19 protein-coding genes and 1 tRNA gene are annotated in these 16,123 nt (G+C 70.9%); 14 read left to right on the top strand and 6 right to left on the bottom strand.

Annotation, left to right across the window (positions count from 1 at the left end; genetic code table 11):
* Positions 1–254 precede the first annotated feature (254 nt).
* Entirely contained in the window at positions 255–836 is a 582-nt protein-coding gene (locus FHS22_RS12085) for a DUF305 domain-containing protein (RefSeq protein WP_184941106.1), read from the top strand.
* Between the two features lie 76 nt (positions 837–912).
* Here the strand turns inward: FHS22_RS12085 and FHS22_RS12090 are convergent, their stop codons facing one another.
* On the bottom strand, positions 913–1,431 hold the full coding sequence (locus FHS22_RS12090) for a shikimate kinase (protein WP_338047718.1): 519 nt from the start codon (positions 1,429–1,431) through the stop codon (positions 913–915).
* Positions 1,432–1,507: 76 nt separating this feature from the next.
* Here FHS22_RS12090 and FHS22_RS12095 point away from each other — a divergent pair, with 76 nt between their 5' ends.
* The 4 genes from FHS22_RS12095 to FHS22_RS12110 all read left to right on the top strand — a co-directional run bounded on the left by FHS22_RS12095 (position 1,508) and on the right by FHS22_RS12110 (position 3,867).
* On the top strand, positions 1,508–1,771 hold the full coding sequence (locus tag FHS22_RS12095) for a DUF6458 family protein (protein ID WP_184941108.1): 264 nt from the start codon (positions 1,508–1,510) through the stop codon (positions 1,769–1,771).
* Positions 1,772–1,808: 37 nt separating this feature from the next.
* Positions 1,809–2,060 (top strand): DUF4235 domain-containing protein, encoded by a 252-nt coding sequence (locus FHS22_RS12100; protein WP_184941110.1) that lies wholly within the window; start codon positions 1,809–1,811, stop codon positions 2,058–2,060.
* Between the two features lie 836 nt (positions 2,061–2,896).
* On the top strand, positions 2,897–3,142 hold the full coding sequence (locus FHS22_RS12105; RefSeq protein WP_184941112.1) for a BON domain-containing protein: 246 nt from the start codon (positions 2,897–2,899) through the stop codon (positions 3,140–3,142).
* Positions 3,139–3,867 (top strand): metallophosphoesterase family protein, encoded by a 729-nt coding sequence (locus FHS22_RS12110; RefSeq protein ID WP_184941114.1) that lies wholly within the window; start codon positions 3,139–3,141, stop codon positions 3,865–3,867. The genes FHS22_RS12105 and FHS22_RS12110 overlap by 4 nt, the downstream gene beginning before the upstream one ends.
* A 125-nt stretch (positions 3,868–3,992) precedes the next feature.
* Here the strand turns inward: FHS22_RS12110 and FHS22_RS12115 are convergent, their stop codons facing one another.
* A complete protein-coding gene (locus FHS22_RS12115; RefSeq protein ID WP_184941115.1) occupies positions 3,993–4,142 on the bottom strand; it encodes a GPGG-motif small membrane protein in 150 nt (49 codons plus the stop codon).
* A 25-nt stretch (positions 4,143–4,167) separates the two neighbouring features.
* On the bottom strand, positions 4,168–4,644 hold the full coding sequence (locus FHS22_RS12120) for a DUF6328 family protein (RefSeq protein WP_184941117.1): 477 nt from the start codon (positions 4,642–4,644) through the stop codon (positions 4,168–4,170).
* Positions 4,645–4,741: 97 nt separating this feature from the next.
* Here FHS22_RS12120 and FHS22_RS12125 point away from each other — a divergent pair, with 97 nt between their 5' ends.
* Complete coding sequence (locus FHS22_RS12125; protein WP_184941118.1) at positions 4,742–5,338, top strand: nucleotidyltransferase family protein; 597 nt, start codon at positions 4,742–4,744, stop codon at positions 5,336–5,338.
* 187 nt (positions 5,339–5,525) lie between these two features.
* On the opposite strand, the gene FHS22_RS12130 is transcribed toward FHS22_RS12125, so the two are convergent.
* Positions 5,526–5,897 carry a PRC-barrel domain-containing protein gene (locus FHS22_RS12130; protein ID WP_184941120.1) on the bottom strand — a complete coding sequence of 124 codons (372 nt, stop codon included), beginning with the start codon at positions 5,895–5,897 and terminating at the stop codon, positions 5,526–5,528.
* Between the two features lie 200 nt (positions 5,898–6,097).
* On the opposite strand from FHS22_RS12130, the gene FHS22_RS12135 reads away from it, so the two are divergent.
* Positions 6,098–6,174, top strand: a tRNA-Lys gene (locus FHS22_RS12135).
* A gap of 92 nt (positions 6,175–6,266) precedes the next feature.
* Here FHS22_RS12135 and recD2 read toward each other — a convergent pair.
* The gene (recD2, locus tag FHS22_RS12140) at positions 6,267–8,426 is read right to left on the bottom strand and encodes an SF1B family DNA helicase RecD2 (protein ID WP_338047719.1); all 2,160 of its coding nucleotides are present in this window, start codon (positions 8,424–8,426) and stop codon (positions 6,267–6,269) included.
* A 106-nt stretch (positions 8,427–8,532) separates the two neighbouring features.
* Between recD2 and FHS22_RS12145 the strand changes: the two genes are divergently transcribed.
* From FHS22_RS12145 to FHS22_RS12175, 7 genes are all read left to right on the top strand, one after another.
* The gene (locus tag FHS22_RS12145; protein ID WP_184941124.1) at positions 8,533–9,381 is read left to right on the top strand and encodes an aldo/keto reductase; all 849 of its coding nucleotides are present in this window, start codon (positions 8,533–8,535) and stop codon (positions 9,379–9,381) included.
* A gap of 126 nt (positions 9,382–9,507) precedes the next feature.
* Positions 9,508–9,870, top strand: a complete 363-nt coding sequence (locus FHS22_RS12150) for a GntR family transcriptional regulator (RefSeq protein WP_184941126.1) — start codon at positions 9,508–9,510, stop codon at positions 9,868–9,870.
* Positions 9,867–10,814: an ATP-binding cassette domain-containing protein gene (locus tag FHS22_RS12155; RefSeq protein WP_184941128.1), complete on the top strand. Its 948-nt coding sequence runs from the start codon at positions 9,867–9,869 to the stop codon at positions 10,812–10,814. The genes FHS22_RS12150 and FHS22_RS12155 overlap by 4 nt, the downstream gene beginning before the upstream one ends.
* Positions 10,811–11,515, top strand: a complete 705-nt coding sequence (locus FHS22_RS12160) for a hypothetical protein (RefSeq protein ID WP_184941130.1) — start codon at positions 10,811–10,813, stop codon at positions 11,513–11,515. The genes FHS22_RS12155 and FHS22_RS12160 overlap by 4 nt, the downstream gene beginning before the upstream one ends.
* Positions 11,516–11,698: 183 nt before the next feature.
* On the top strand, positions 11,699–12,163 hold the full coding sequence (locus tag FHS22_RS37285) for a hypothetical protein (RefSeq protein WP_221473534.1): 465 nt from the start codon (positions 11,699–11,701) through the stop codon (positions 12,161–12,163).
* A 406-nt stretch (positions 12,164–12,569) separates the two neighbouring features.
* Entirely contained in the window at positions 12,570–14,327 is a 1,758-nt protein-coding gene (locus FHS22_RS12170) for a DUF262 domain-containing protein (RefSeq protein WP_184941131.1), read from the top strand.
* Complete coding sequence (locus FHS22_RS12175; protein ID WP_184941133.1) at positions 14,314–15,558, top strand: type II toxin-antitoxin system HipA family toxin; 1,245 nt, start codon at positions 14,314–14,316, stop codon at positions 15,556–15,558. Before FHS22_RS12170 ends, FHS22_RS12175 begins: the two co-directional genes overlap by 14 nt.
* A 106-nt stretch (positions 15,559–15,664) precedes the next feature.
* Here the strand turns inward: FHS22_RS12175 and FHS22_RS12180 are convergent, their stop codons facing one another.
* Positions 15,665–16,087 carry a sensor histidine kinase gene (locus tag FHS22_RS12180; RefSeq protein WP_184941135.1) on the bottom strand — a complete coding sequence of 141 codons (423 nt, stop codon included), beginning with the start codon at positions 16,085–16,087 and terminating at the stop codon, positions 15,665–15,667.
* Positions 16,088–16,123: the final 36 nt, after the last annotated feature.

Below are 16,123 nucleotides of genomic sequence, written 5' to 3' on the forward strand. Positions count from 1 at the left end.
AGAGGACCCTCGTTGAGGTCTTACACCGGCTCCACAGGCGTTTCACCTCTCCGCCAGCCCGGCGGCGAGGGTGTTTTCGATCGTTCGCTCGGCGGCTTGGTTGTCACCGCCGTCGAACACACTACCGAACCGTGCGATGTCGTGCGGCGTTTTGACGCCGGTTCGCCTGCCGGCGAACCGGCTGCCCCTGCCCTGCTCCGCAGGGATCCGATTCCTCCCCCGCCTGAAGGCGGGGGTCTCCTCGGAGGCTTCAGATGAAACGCTTCGTCCCGGGCGTCCTGCTGCTCGCCGGGCTCCTCGCCGGCTGCGGTGCGCACAGCGGTGAGTGGGCCCGGGAGGCCGTGGCCGCCCGCGCCTCCGAGGCCGCCGCCGGCCGGGACTTCAACTCCGCCGACGTGATGTTCCTGCAGATGATGGTCGCCCACAACGGCCAGGGTGTGGAGATCGCCGGGCTGGCGCGCGACCGGGCCGCCCGTGAGGAGGTCAGAACCCTCGCGGCGGCGATCGCCGCGACGCAGGAGGACGAGATCATCTCGATGGCCGGCCTGCTGAAGGGCTGGGACCAGCCCGCGACCGCTCCGGCCGACGAGCACGCCGCCCACGGCGGGATGCCCGGGACCGGCCGCAGGGAGATCGCCGCCGTCGCGGACGCGGCACCGGCCGACTTCGAGAAGCGGTTCCTCGACACACTGATCGCGCACCAGGACGACGCCGTCCAGATGGCGAAGGCGGAGGTGATCGCCGGGCGGAACCCCGGCGTGAGGCTCCTGGCCGAGCGGATCGAGGCCTCCCGCACCGGCCAGATCGAGCACATGCTGGAGCTTCTGGACCGGTGATCGCAGGCTCGGCGGGCGCCGGCCGTACGGTCACCGCGCGCCGGAACCGTACGGCCACCGCGCCGGAACCGTACGGTCAGCGCCCGCCGAGCCGCTCCAGCACCTCGGCGGCGACCTGCTCGGGCGTGAGCAGCGAGACGTCGAAGGTCAGATCCGCCACCTCGGCGAAGAGCGGTCCGCGGCGGGTGCGCTGCTTGACGAGCATCGCCTCCAGATCGGGTTCGAAGTGCGGGCGGTGCGCGCCGGAGCGCATCCGCTCGGCGAGCACCGCCGGCGGCGCGTCCAGCCAGACCACCAGCGCGGGCTCCAGCGCGGCGCGGCAGGCCGGGTCGTCCACCACGCTCGCCGCCGCGGCGACCACCGCGGCGGGCCGTTCGGCGAGGGACTCCCGCAGGTGCTCCGCCTCCCGGCGGTGCAGCGCCTCCTTGCCCTCCAGCGCCACGGTCTGCGCGGCCGTCTCCCCGCCGTACCGCGCGGCGATGTCGGGATCGCTGTCGCGCAGCTCCCGGCCGAGCCCGGCGGCGAGGATCCGCGCCACGGACGTTTTGCCGGAACCCATCAGTCCGGTGACGACGATCGGGCGGTCAGGTATCACGTACGGCCTCCGGGGCGACGTTTGAGATCCGTGTGGGGGATAGGGAGGAGGTACTGGCTCGAAGGAGGGAAGACCCATGACCATCGCAGGCGGCATCGTCCTCATCATGCTCGGCGCCATCTTCACATGGGCGGTCGAGTTCGATCTCGCGGGGTTCGACATCAACGTGCTCGGCGTCATCCTGATGCTCGGCGGCCTGGTGTGGCTGATGTTCGCGCTCTACCGGATCAACGCCGCCCGGCGCGCCCTGGCGACCAACACCACGGTGGTCACCGAGGACCCGGTGACCCACCAGCGCGTCTACGAGGAGCGCCGCTACGACGACCCCCCGGTCGTGTGAGGTTCCCCCAACCCTCGAAACGGAAGGACCGGACACAGTGAGCAGGGTCGTATCCCGAGGCCTGAGCGCCGCGAGCGGAATGCTCGGCGGTGCTCTCGCCGGTGCCATCTTCAAGCAGGTCTGGAAGCTCGCCTCCGGCAAGGAGGAGGCGCCGCAGGCCACCTCGGAGGAGTACGGCTGGCGCGAGGTCCTGGTGGCCGCCGCCGTCCAGGGCGCGATCTTCGGCATGGTCAAGGCCGCGATCGACCGCTCGGCGGCACAGAGCATCCACCGGGCCACCGGCAAGTGAACCGCCGGTCTGCCGCAACCGACCGGCGGACCGGCGAACGGCCGCCCGTCGCCTGCGACGGTCCGGCCGTTCGGTGTTCTCCTCGTTCGGCACGGTCGTCCGACGCCGTCGGGCGGGGAACCCGGACGTCCACGCCCGGGAGGGCCGCCTCCCTCTTCCCGGCCGCCTCCCTCTTCCCGGCCGCCGCCCTCTTCCCGCCCGGCGCCCGGGCCCCGTCTCCGGGCCGCCGGCGGATCTCCGGAGGTTCCTAGCGCTTCCGGCGGCGGAGCGCAGCGGCGGTGACGATCCACCCGGTCAGGGCGGCCAGCCCTCCTGCGGCCGCGAGGACGGCCGGGCGGTGGCGGGAGAGCCAGGCCCGTCGGCGGTCCTCCGCGCTGCGCTCCTCGCCCGGCAGCCGCCACAGGCTGGCGACTCCGACGGGAGGGTCTTCGCTCCTGCGGTCTCTGCTCCCGCGGTCTCCGCTCCTGGGGTCTGCGCTCCTGGGGTCTGCGCTCCTGGGGTCTGCGCCGGCCGTGCGGAGGCCCCCACGGGATCCGCTCGCGCCGGCCGGACCACCGGCCCTGCCTCTGCGCCTCATCACGTCCCCCCTCGGGCTCACGCCGACGGCCTACCCGCCGTGACGGCGGTCATTCGTACCGCCGGGCTCCGCGACCGGATCCACGGCGGCCGGTGCGGTGGAGACCCCGCAACGCCCCCTGGTCGTATCGCCTCCCGGCCCGTCTCCGGCTCCCGTCTCCCCGGTCGTCCCGGGGCCCACCGGCCTGCCGGGTTTTAAACCTGTTTGACCTCGATGTTCACGGGAAGGCGAGCTGTTTTAAGGGGAGAGGAGTTCGATCATGGAGGCTCCGCAGTACGTCGCCGCCCGGGTCCAGGGCGCGCTGGCGGAAGACGACCGGACCCACGAGCTCGGGATCCGGGTGGACGTCCGGGGGGACCAGCTCTTCCTGCGCGGCCAGGTGGGGTGTCAGGAGCGCCGCACGCTGATCGCCGACGTGGCCGCGGAGGCGGCTCCCGGACTGACGATCCACAACGAGCTCAGCGTCGTCGACATCCGTGAACCGGAAGAGGAGGAGACCCTGTGAGCCTGCGTATCGCGGCGGTCGGTGACGTGCACCTCGGTGCGGACGTCGGCGGTCGCTACCGCTCACATCTGACCGGCATCGAGGAGAAGGCCGATGTGCTGCTGCTGGCCGGGGACCTGACCAGGCACGGCACGCTGGAGGAGGGGGAGGTCGTGGTGCAGGAGTTCCGCGACCTCCCGATCCCGGTGGTCGCCGTACTGGGCAACCACGACCACCACTCGGACAAGCCCGCGGAGATCGCGGCCATGCTCCGCGATGCGGGGATCATGGTGCTGCACGACGACTCCGTCGTCATCGACATCAACGGGACCCGGCTCGGCGTGGTCGGCGGCAAGGGCTTCGGCGGAGGGTTCGCGGGCAAGTGCGCCAGCGAGTTCGGCGAGCCGGAGATCAAGGCGTTCGTGAACCACACCAAGCGCATCGCCGACCGCTGGCGGGTGGCGCTCAAGGAGCTGGAAGCGGACAAGCGGGTGGTCCTTTCGCACTACTCGCCGGTCAACGACACGCTCGCCGGCGAGCCGCCGGAGATCTACCCCTTTCTCGGCAGCTACCTGCTGGCCGAGGCGATCGACGCGGAGGGCGCGGACCTGATCCTGCACGGTCACGCGCACATGGGGACCGAGAAGGGGATCACGTCGGCGGGTATCCGGGTGCGGAACGTGGCGCTCCCGGTACTGGGCCGGGCCTACGGGGTCTACTGCCTCAACGGAGAGGGCGGCTGCTGAGGCACGGAACGCAAGGCCGCCGCCGCAGGCGGCGCACACGGAGGCGGGCCGGGTGGTGACCCGGCCCGCTAAGTTCTGTGTTCGGATTATGGGGCGACTTGGTGTCGGGCGAGCCACGGCTCGCCTCAGACGTTGAAGATGCTCACACCTCCGGGACCGACGAGGAAACCGAGGACGATGAGGACGATCCCCCAGAGGAGGTCGCGGCGGGCCAGGATCACGTAGATCCCGGCGATGACGAGAGCGACTGCGATGATCCAGAGCAAAGTAACCATAAGCTGCGACTGCCCTCACGATCGGTTAATTAACGTCTTTGGTGCGGTAAAGGTCGATGAGCGGCTGGGCGAACCAGAACCAGGCGCTGGACAGCCCGACGGCCCCGCCGAACAGCGCGGCCGGCCAGTCGCCGATCACCGTCTCCGTGACGAGCGCCACCGAGCTGGTGATCGAGACCGCCAGCCCGATGGCGCCGGCGATGCCGAGTTCGTTGGCGCGGTGCAGCATCCGCTCCTTCAGCCCCGTCCGGAACAGCAGCCGGTGCTGCGCCGCCGGCGTGATGAAGCAGACGGAGGCCAGGGCGGCGCTCAGCAGCGCGATGAAGAACAACCACCGGCCGAGGGTGTCGACCTTGTGGAATCCCGCCGAGAACGGCAGCGTCAGCAGGAAGGCGAAGAGGACCTGCACGCCTGTCACCGCGACCCGCAGCCCCTGGAGCAGCTCGGTCAGTTCGCGGTCCACGCGTTCCTTCGGGCTCTCGCCCGGCTGGGGTCCTTCCATCTGAGGATTCGGAGGGTGGCTCATCTCCGGCGATTACCCCACCTTTAAGGTGTTATGCCTGGTGACTAGGGGGCGATCCTGAGGGTAATCCACCGCTATGGGAAGCCACAGCCACGAGGTCACCGACGCGATCCTGGAGACGCTGAAGCGGGCGAGCACCGGGCTCAAAGACGCCGACATCAGGTTCGCCCTGGCCGGGGGGTGCGCCGCGTACGCGCGCGGGGCCGCGCCGTCCCTGCACGATGTGGACTTCGTCCTTCCCCAGGAGGACGTCCCCGCCGCGCTGGAAGCCCTGCGCGACCTGGGCTTCGAGACCGCGAAACCGCCGGAGGACTGGCTGGTCAAGGCCTACGACGAGGGCAGGCTGGTGGACCTGATCTTCCGGATCGCGAACAACCCGGTCACCTCCGGGCTGCTGGACCGGGCCGAGCCGCTGAAGGCGTCCGCGGTGATCGTTCCGGTCCTGGAGGCGACGGACCTGGTCATCTCGTGGCTGCTGCCGCTGTCCGAGCACGCCTGCGACTACGGCTCCCTGCTCCCCCAGGTGCGGGCGTTGCGCGAGCAGGTCGACTGGGACCGGGTCGCGGCGGTGAGCCAGTCCTCGCCGTACGCGTTCACCTTCCTGACCCTTCTGGAGCGGCTGGGCGTGGTGACCGGCCCGCTCGATCCGTCGGGCGACCCGACCTGGCCCTGACGTCCGTACGGCGGGTTCCGTACGGACGTCCTCGTCTGCGGTGATCTCGTGTACGGCCGGTGCGCAGGGAGGCCGGTGCGCAGGGAGGAACGGGCCCGGTCGCCCCGTCCGGAAGGGCGGGGCGACCGGGCCGGGAACGCGGAAGGGCCCCGCCGTGAGGCGGGGCCCTTCCTGTGTGCCCACCGGATCAGTAGGTGGCCGGGCCGCCCCCGTAGGGGAAGCGGCCGTAGTACTCGCCGACCCGGTCGCGGTAGGAGGTCTCCTTGAAGGAGGACTCGTCGAACTCCGGCGCGTCCTTGATCTCCTGCTTGGTGCGCGCGACATAGATCTTGCGCTCCTGCGGGTCGATCTGCGTCACCGTGCTGGCCGGGAGCAGGACCTTCTTGCCGAAGATCCACGGACCGGTGTCGACGACGATGTAGCTCTCGCCGACCTCGTAGGTCGCCTCGTCGACGGAACCGATCTTGCCGTCCGTGGCCTCCACGTCGTATCCGGCGACGTCGAGGCTCTTGTTGACGTCGTAGACGTCGGTTCGGTAAGTCCACAGCTCAGGCTGCATGGTGTTCTCCCTTCGCTTGATTCTCCGGGCCTAACCCCAGTACCCGAGCAAAAGGGGGTAAACGGAATTTTGCCGAGCCGGACGGCCTCAGGGCGGCCCGGCGGAGGGCCTCCCCAGGTGGAAGGCGGGATTCCGCAATCGGCATATGTCGAAAGATGTACCGACCACCTTCCGGGGTCCGGTAGTCTTTCCGAGGTCGGGCGCCGCTAGCTCAGTTGGTTAGAGCAGCTGACTCTTAATCAGCGGGTCCGGGGTTCGAGTCCCTGGCGGCGCACCACGGCGAAGGCCCGGACCGGGTTTCCCGGTCCGGGCCTTCGTGTTTCCCGGCCTCCGCTCCCACGGCCCGTCCCCGGCCCGTCGCCCGGCCCGTCACCGCGGGCCTTCCGCAGGGGCGTCCCACCCCTGCAGGCTCAGGGTGAGGCGGTGGGCGAGGGCGGTGCGGCGGCGGCGGCCGAGCCGGTGGACCGCCAGTTCCAGCGCCTCCCGCCGGCCGACGAGGACCACCCACGACCGGGCCCGGGTGACCAGGGTGTACAGCAGCCTGCGGCGCAGCATGACGCCCCCGGCCTCGGCGACGATCGGCGCGACCACGAAGGGGTACTCGCTGCCCTGGGAGCGGTGCACGCTGATGGCGTAGGCGTGGGTCAGCTCGTCGAGCTCGTCGAAGCCGTAGGTCACCGTCTCCCCGTCGTCGATGAGGACCTCCAGACGCCGCTCCTCCGGGACGACCGCGGTGATCCTGCCGGTCTCCCCGTTGAAGACGCCCTTGTCGTAGTTGTTGCGGATCGGCATGACGCGGTCGCCGACGCGGAAGGCGGAGGCGCCCGACCAGTGCTCGGCCCTGCCCTCGGCGGCCGGGTTGAGCCGCTCCTGGAGCATCCGGCCGAGCTCGGCGGTCCCCGTCGCGCCCTTGCGCATCGGGCACAGGACCTGGACCTGCTCCGGGCCGACCCCCTGCTTGCGCGGGATCGCCACCGTCGCCAGGTGCACCACCCGCTCGGCGACCTGCTCGGGATCGTCGATCTCCTCGAACCAGAAACCGCCCCCGCCGCGGGGTTCGGGCACCTCTCCGGCCCGGATCAGGTGGGCGGCCCGGATGATCCCGCTGCCCTCCGACTGGCGGAAGACGTGGGTCAGCCGGACCCGCGCGATCTCCTCCACCCTCAGCAGGTCGGCCAGGACGCTGCCGGGGCCGATGCTCGGCAGCTGGTCGTCGTCGCCGACCAGCAGCAGGTGGCTGCCGGACGGGACGGCCGCGGTGAGCCGGGTGGCCAGGTGCAGGTCCAGCATGGACGCCTCGTCGACCACGATCAGATCGGCCTGCGCGGGCGTCTGCTCGAACAGGGCGCCGGAGTCGGGGTCCGGCTCGTGGGCCAGCATCCGGTGCACGGTCATCGCGGGCATGCCGGTGAGCTCAGACAGGCGCTTGGCCGCCTTGCCGGTCGGCGCGGTGAGGGTCACCGTGCCGCCCGCCGCCCGGACGGTCGCCGCGATGGCCCTGACGGTGTGGCTCTTGCCGCAGCCGGGGCCGCCGGTGAGGACCGACACGGTGTTGGCCAGGACCGTGGTCACCGCGGCCCGCTGGTCGTCGTGGAGGCCGGGGTCCTCCTGGAAGGCGCGCACGGGCAGCGTCGAGCGGGCCTTCCAGAGCCGGGTCAGGTGGGCGGTGAGGGCGAGCTCGCGGCTGTGGATCTCCTTGCCGAAGACGACGGTCCGCCCGGCGTCGTCCGGGGACGCCTCGACGACCACCCGCCGCTCGGCCGCCAGGGCGTCGACCGCCCGGCGGACCAGGTCCTCGTCCTGACCGGTGAGCTCGACGGTCTGCGTGAGCACGGCGAGCAGCGGCAGGTAGCAGTGCCCGCCGCCCGCCGCCGCGGCCTCCAGCCGGTCCAGGACCGCGGCCTCGATCCGCTGGGGGCTGCTCTCCGGCACTCCGGACCGCAGCGCGATCCGGTCGGCGGTGGGGAAGGCGATCCCCCGGACCCGGCCGATGAGCCGGTAGGGATCGGAGGCGAGGACCTCACCCGAGTCCGTGCCGAAGACCTGGTAGATCTTGGACGCGAGCAGCGGGCTGATCCCGAACCCCTGCAGGACCACCATCAGCTCGGCGATGGCCTTCTGGTCCCTCCATGCCTCGGTGATCTGGCTCTGCCGGGCGGGGCCGATGTTGACGACCTCCCTGAGCCGCTCGGGCTCGGTGTCGATGACCGTCAGCGTCGCCTCGCCGAAATGGTCGACGATGGCGTGGGCGAGCCGCGGCCCGATGCCGCGGACCAGCCCGGAGCCCAGGTAGATCCGGATGGCCCGGACCGTGGCCGGGACCACCCGCTCGCACCCGGTGACCGCGAAGTGCCTGCCGTGGCGCGGGTGCTCGCCCCAGCCGCCGGCGAGCCGGACCGTCTCCCCCGGCTGGACCCCGGCCAGGGCCCGGCCCGAGGCGACGAAGGCGGGCACGTCCTCGGCGCTCATCCGGGCGACCGTGTACTCGTCCTCGCGGACGTACACCAGCTGCTCGACGGAGGCCTCCACGGCACCGATCCAACCACCTCCGCGCGCGCCGCACGCACGGCGGGCGGCGCGCGGGCGGGAGGCGGTCCTTGACCTGGAGCGAACTCCAGCCCGGAGGATGGACGGCATGGAGAAACGCGTTATCGGAAACCTCCGCGTCAGCGCGATCGGACTCGGTGCCATGCCGATGTCGGTGGCCGGGCACATGCCCGACGAGGCCCAGTCGATCAGGACGGTCCACGCCGCGCTCGACGCCGGGATCACCCTCATCGACACCGCCGACGCGTACACCCCGTCCTCCGGCGAGGTCGGGCACAACGAGCGGCTGGTGGCCAAGGCGCTCGCCCTGTGGTCCGGCGACCGCGACGCGGTCCTGGTCGCCACCAAGGGCGGGCACACCCGCACCCCCGGCGACGGCTGGGGCGTGGACGGGCGGCCCGCCTACATCCGCCGGGCGTGCGAGGACTCCCTGAAGGCGCTCGGCGTCGAGGCGATCGGGCTCTACCAGCACCACCGGCCCGACCCCGCGGTGCCGTACGAGGAGAGCATCGGCGCGCTGCGCGACCTGCTCGACGAGGGGAAGATCCTGCTGGCCGGGATCTCCAACGCGAACCCGGAGCAGATCAGGACGGCGCAGGAGATCCTCGGCGGGCGGCTGGCGAGCGTGCAGAACGAGTACTCGCCGCGGTTCAGGAGCAGCGAGCCGGAGATCGACGTGTGCGCCGGGCTCGGGGTGGCGTTCCTGCCCTGGTCGCCGCTGGGCGGCATGTCGGCGGCGGGCGGGCTCGCCGGTCCCTTCGCGCAGGTGGCGGCCGCGCGGGGCGTCTCGCCGCAGCGGGTCTGCCTGGCCTGGGAGCTCGCCAGGAGCCCCGTCGTGATCCCGATCCCCGGCGCCAGCCGGCCGGAGACCATCCTCGACTCGGCGGCCGCCGCCGAACTCGTGCTGACCGACGAGGAGCTGTCCGTCCTGGGGTGAGGCGCCCGCCTCCCTCGCCGCACCGCACGACGCCCGCCGCCGGGAAACCGGCGGCGGGCGTTGACGTATGGCCTCATTATTCCTATGGTTCATCACAGAAGTAATGAACCAGCGAAGCAGGTGCCCATGTTCGACGACCGGAGCCCGATCTACCGGCAGATCGCCGATCGCATCAAGGCCGACGTGCTGAGCGGGGCGCTCAAGGGCGACGAGCAGGTCATGTCGACCAACCAGTACGCCGCGTTCTACCGGATCAACCCGGCCACGGCGGCCAAGGCGTTCCAGCAGCTGGTCGACGAAGGGGTCCTCTACAAGAAGCGAGGTATCGGCATGTTCGTCAGTCCGGCCGCCCCCGACGCGCTCAGGGCCCAACGCCGGGAGAGCTTCTTCGCCGACGTGGTGGACCCGATGGTCGCCGAGGCCAGGGCGATCGGCGTCCCGCTCGGCGACATCGTCAGGCGGATCACCGAGACCGAGGAGCGCGGATGAAGATCGATGTCAACGACCTGCGGGTGGACTACGGCGACGTCCGGGCCATCGACGGCATGACGTTCTCACTCGACGCGGGCAAGATCTACGGGCTCCTGGGGCGGAACGGGTCGGGCAAGACCACCCTGCTCTCGGTGCTGGCGGGCTTCCGCAGGGAGTCGGGCGGCACGGTGCGGGTGGACGGGCGGCCCGTCTTCGAGAACGGCGCGGTCACCGGGGACGTCTGCCTGGTCAGGGACGCGGGTGAGACCATCGGCATCGGCACGGTCGAGGACGCCCTCTACTTCGCCGAGTGGCTCCGCCCGCACTGGGACGCCGCCTACGCGGACGCGCTGCTGGACCGGTTCGGGCTGCGGCGGAAGGCGAACGTCAAGACCATGTCCAAGGGCCAGCGCTCGGCACTGGGCGTGGTGGTGGGCCTGGCCGGCCGGTCCCCGCTGACCATGTTCGACGAGTCCTACCTGGGGATGGACGCGCCCTCCCGGTACTCCTTCTACGACGCGCTGCTCGCCGACTTCATGGAGCACCCGCGCACGGTCATCCTCTCCACGCACCTGATCGAGGAGTACAGCTCGCTCTTCGAAGAGGTCCTGATCATCGACCGGGGGCGGCTGGTGCTGCACGAGGAGAGCCAGACCGTGCTGGCGCGCGGCACCTCCGTCACCGGCCCCGCCGAGCGGGTCGAGGCGTTCACCGGCGGGCTCACCGTGCTGGACACCAGGCGGCTGGGCCCGACCGCCTCGGCGATGGTCTACGGCGACCTCGACGACGCCCGGCGCGGTCAGGCCCGCGAGGCCGGGCTCGAACTCGGCCCGATCGCCATGCAGGACCTGTTCGTCCACCTCACCGAACCGGCCGGGGACGCCGCGCCCGCCGTACCGGGACGGGGCGCCCGTCCCGGGGAGCCCGCGGCGCCCGCCGAACCCTCCGGAGACGCCCGATGAGATTCCCCTCCCGCCTCCTCGCCGCCAACCTGGTCTTCGCCGCGATGGTGTGGGCGGCCTTCTACGCGGTGGTCACGCTGGTCACGGTCGGCATCGCGGTCTTCGGGACGCTCGACAAGAGCGCGTGGGAGGCCGCGACGCAGCTTCCCCGCTGGTTCGCGCTGTTCGTCGGCGTCGCCCTCATCAGGGAGTTCTTCCCGCTCTACATCGCGCACGGGCAGACCCGCAGGCAGTTCGGCGCGCAGGCGGCGGTGACCGTCGCCCTGTACGCGCCCTTCCTGTCCGCCCTGCTCGTCGCCGGCTACCTGCTGGAGAGGCTCCTGTACGGCCTGGCCGGCTGGCCGCAGGCGCTGGGCCGGCCCCACCTGTTCACCTCCCCGGCGCAGGTGCCGCTCGTCTTCACCGAGTACCTCATCGAGTTCCTCGCCTGGATCGTCGCCGGGGCGTTCATGGCGGCGGCGTTCTACCGCTGGGAGGGCGGCGGCCTCCTGTCGGTCCCGCTCGGCATCGGGCTGATCCTGCTGGGCGAGGCGGCCGTCGGCGCGGAGCTCCGGCTGCCCTTCGTCCACCTGGAGCTGGGCATCGTCTCCGTGCCGGGCGTGGCGACGGCCCTGGCCGCCGGTCTCGGCTGCTTCCTGCTCGGCCTGGCGATGACCTGGTCGATCATCCGGGACGTCCCGCTCCGCAACAGACTCCCGTGAAGGCCCGTCACCCGCCCCGCGGAGGGAGGCCGCCGCGCCGTCCCCGGAGGCCGGAGGAGTGACCGCCTCGGAGTCCGGTGGCCGCGCCGCGCGTCCGCGGCGCGGCCACCGGACTACTCAAGCGATACGCGGTGTTTCCCCAGATAAGACCGGCTTCAGGCTACGGTGAGGCGGGGGGCGGATATGAGGATGTTCATCTGCGCGGCGGCACTGGCCACGGCATCGGTCCTGGTCTCCGGGTGCGGTTCCACGGTCGGCGGTACGGCGGCGCAGGTGCCCGCCGCCGGGCCGGGCGGGGGCGCGGCCCCGGCGGACCCGGCGCAGCGGGGAACGGCCCGGGCGAGCCGGGCCGAGGCGAACCCGAGGGGGGCGGGCCCGGCCGAGGTGAGTGCGGCCCAGTACCGCGTCCTGACCGGCCAGTGCCGGTACGCCGACACGGAGCGGCTGCGCGAGGAGTGCCGGTCCGCGGTCGAGCGCGACTACCGGGTCGGAAAGGCGAACCCCTCCCTCGACTGCCGGGCGTACTCCGGGATCAGTCTCTGCGGCGCCCTCCCGCTCAGCGAGCGGGAGCGCCGGTGCGCCGATGACGCCGCGGCGGCCGGGCTGGACCCGCGCCGGGCCGAGGCCGAGTGCTACGTCTCGCCCTGACCGCCGTCCCGTACGGCGCCCGTGCCACGATGATCGCCTGGCGCTCCGCCGTACCGTGAGTGAGACTCTCCGGTGCGTGTCGACCGGCTCGACCGGCTGGTGCTCACCGCCGCCGCCATCGAGGCGGCGATCGGCTTCTCCGGCCGCGTCCTCGGAATGGAACCGATCACCTTCGGGCGGAGCCGCCGGGCGCCGGCCTTCGGCGACTCGAAGATCGATCTGCACGAGGCAGGCCGGGAGTTCGAAATCGAGAGCGGTGTCTCCCGGAGACACCGCGCCCTGACGGCGGCACGGTGGCGATGTCGTGCCGACAGGCCGATACGGACAGCGAGGCCCGGGTAACGCGTGTGACAAGCCCGAGGGTGCTTGGGATGATGGGGCGATCCTGCGAACTGGAGAAAAGCCGATGAGCACCGGTCTGGGCACCCGTCCAAGCGCGACCACCTACGATGTGGAGAAGCTGGTGGGCATGGCCTGGCAGGGTCAGATCCGGGTGCCGCACTTCCAGCGCGGGCTGCGCTGGGGGCGCGAGGACGTCATCCGGCTGTTCGACAGCATCATCAAGGGTTATCCGATCGGCAGCCTCCTGCTCTGGGTGCGGCCCGCCGCAGCACAGCGCATTACTTTCGGGGCTCTCCGCATCAACGCCCCGAGACTGGACCACTCCCTCTGGGTGGTGGACGGCCAGCAGCGTGTGACGAGCCTTGCCAATGCCCTCCACGAGGACGCCGCCAGGGATCCCCGGTTCGCGCTCGCCTACGACCTGCGGGAGGAGAAGCTCGCCCCGCTCCCGGCGATCGCGACACCTCATGTGATCCCGCTGCCGACGCTGTTCGACCTACGGCGCGTGCTCACCTGGTTCGCGCAGAACCCCGAGGTCGCCGACCTGCAGGACCGCGCTTTCCACCTGACCGCGATCATCCGGCAGTATCCGGTCCCCGCCTACCATGTCGAGCAGGAGGACGCCGAGGTCCTGCAGGACATCTTCGACCGGATGAACAACTACGGGAAACGGCTGAGCCGTGCGGAGATCTTCTCAGCGCTCAACGCCGGACCGGAGGGCACCACGCCCCTGACGCTGGGGGAGATCGCCGAGCATATCGACGAGGATCTGTCCTTCGGGCGGATCGACAACGATACGGTCTTGTACGCCATCCTCGCCCGCCGCGGTCACGACGTGCAGCGAGAGATCCGCCTGGAGTTCGATGACGAGAACCGGCGAGGGGTGAGCGACTTTCCCGGCGAGGACCGTGACGCGGCTTTCCGCGCAGGTGAAGAGGCGCTGCGCGAGGCCGTCACCTTCCTGCGGCAGGACGCGGGGGTACCGCACGTCACTCTGCTGCCCTTCCGTTATCTCCTGGTCGTCCTGGCTCGGCTCTTCGGGCACTTCCCTGACCCCGATCCGGCCAACCGCCGCCTGCTGCGCCGCTGGTTCTGGCGGGCCGCCCTGGTCGGCCCGGAGATCTTTCGGGGGAGCACCACAGGAGCGGTGCGGGCGCTCTGCGCGAAGATCCACCCGGGTGACCTCACAGGATCGGTCCAGAACCTGCTGGAGGCGGTGGACCGTCCGGCGCCGCCCCTTCCCGAACTGCGCAGGTTCAAGACCAACGAGGCGGCCGCGAAGATCACGCTCTGCTCCTGGTGGGAGCTGGATGCCTGTGACCCGACCAGCGGAGACCCGGCGCATATCCGGGATCTCGCCGAATGCCTCATCGACCGGCCGACCCCCGCGGATGCCGTGCGGTACATCGTGCCCAGTCGCCAGGTGGCTGTGGAGCAGCGGCTGTGGGCGGCCAACCGGGTCCTGGTGCCGGTGGTGAGGTACGAGTCGGGCAAGGAGATCGGTCATCACCTGCTGCACTCCCCACTGGGCGAAGAGGACGTGTTCGCTCCTTTCGGTTCCCGGGGATACGCGAACGGATGGCGCACCATTCTCCGCTCTCACCTCGTCACACCGGAGATGGTGGAACTGCTGCGGCGCGGTGAGATCGAGGATTTCCTCAAGGCCCGGCAGGAGGCGATCCTCCGTCATCTCGACTCCTTCCTCCACCGGATGTGCGAGTGGGACTTCGAGGACACACCGCCCCTCGCCGAGCTGCTGATGGAGGATCTTCCCGGCGAGGAGCCCGCCCTCTCCGACGAGGACTCCTATGGCCCTGCCTGAGACCCGGTTCGCCGTTCTCCTCGGCTCCCGGCGTGTCGGGACGCTGCTGCAGCGAGGAGATCACACGCGTTTCGTCTTCTCCGAGGAGTATCTGGACGATCCTGGACGGGCCATTCTGGGGCTTGCCTTCGAGCAGGACCTGGCCGGGCGGCACGCGGCGGCGCTGCGGCTACCTCCGTGGTTCTCCAACCTCCTTCCCGAAGGCGTGCTGCGCGACTGGATCGCCACCGACCGCGGGGTGTCGGCCGAACGGGAGATGGAGCTCCTGGTACAGGTCGGTCACGATCTGCCGGGAGCGGTGCGAGTGGTCTCCTGTCCGGCCGGTGAGACCGCCGTGCCGTACGATTCCGACTGGCCCGAGCCTCCCGCCGACCGGGACGGTCATGACCGCGGCCATCGGGAGCTGCGTTTCTCCCTGGCCGGGGTGGCGCTGAAATTCTCCATGCTGGCCGCGGACGACCGGCTCACACTCCCGGCGTTCGGGCAGGGCGGTGACTGGATCGTGAAACTGCCCGATCGAACCTACCCGCATGTCCCGCTCAATGAGCACGCCATGATGCGTCTGGCCGGGCGGGTGGGGATCGAGGTGCCGGAGGTCCGGCTCTACCGGCGCGACGAGCTCGACACCCTGCCCCCTGGCGTATGGCCGGGGGAGGAGGAGTGGGCTTACGCCGTACGGAGGTTCGATCGCGACAACAGGCGTGGCGCGGTCCACATGGAGGATCTCGCGCAGGTGCGCGGGGTCTATCCGAACGAGAAGTATCTGGGTAACTACGAGACGGTGGCCGCGCTCGTATACCGGCGCCGTGACATGGCCGCGCTCCGGGAGTTCGCCAGGCGGCTCGCTTTCAACGTGCTGGTCTCCAACGGGGACGCGCATCTGAAGAACTGGTCGCTGATCTACCGCGACCCGCGGGCGCCCACCTTGTCGCCCGCCTACGACCTGGTCTGCACCAGTGCGTACATGGGTCCCGGGGAGACACTCGGCCTGAAGCTGGCCGGGTCGAGGAGATTCGACACGGTCACCGTTCGTACCTTCGAACGTTTGGAGCGCCGCCTCGGTGCTGCGGGCGCCGGACTTGGTGACATCGTCGTGGACCTGGTGGAGCGGGTTCGTCAGGCTTGGCCTGAGTGTGCCGGACTCCTGGCCGGCACTCCCGACATCCGCAAGTTCGTGACCGCCAGTATCGAGGCGCGGAGCCGTACGCTGCTGTCCGGCAGACGAGCATAGAGGACGTCCACTGACCGCCCGCCTGGCCTGACGGGGCGCCGGACACACGGGAGCGTGTCATCGGATGTCACTTCTCCGGCGTGGCATTCCGTTCCATCCGCCGGGGTCACCGGTCCAGCGCCCTCGCCGGGACGATTCCGCTGACGGTGGTGCCCTCGCCGACCACGCTGTTGATCGTGAGGGTTCCGCCGAGTTCGGCGAAGTACGCCTTCATCGCGATCACCCCGTGGCCGGCCGGATCGGCGTGGAAGCCGCTCCCGTCGTCGCTGACCGTCAGGCGCAGGCCGCGGTCGCCCAGGGTGAGGACGACGCCGACGGTCCGCGCATGGCTGTGCCGCTCGACGTTGTCGAGCGCCTCCCACACCGTCGCGTAGACACGCCGGGTGATCCTGGCGGAGACGCCGGGGGAGCCGTCGCCGGGCAGGACCAGCACGTCCATGGAGATCCCCGTACGCCGCGACCACCGCGCGATGTGGTCCTCCAGCAGCCGTGCGAGGTCCCGGCCCCGCAGGTGAAGTCCTTCGTGCACGTGTCGCCTCCGATGACGCGGTGCGGCGGGCGGCCG

Source organism: Thiemannella venezuelensis (genome assembly GCF_014203605.1).
Classification (GTDB): Bacteria; Actinomycetota; Actinomycetes; order Streptosporangiales; family Streptosporangiaceae; genus Planomonospora_A; species Planomonospora_A venezuelensis.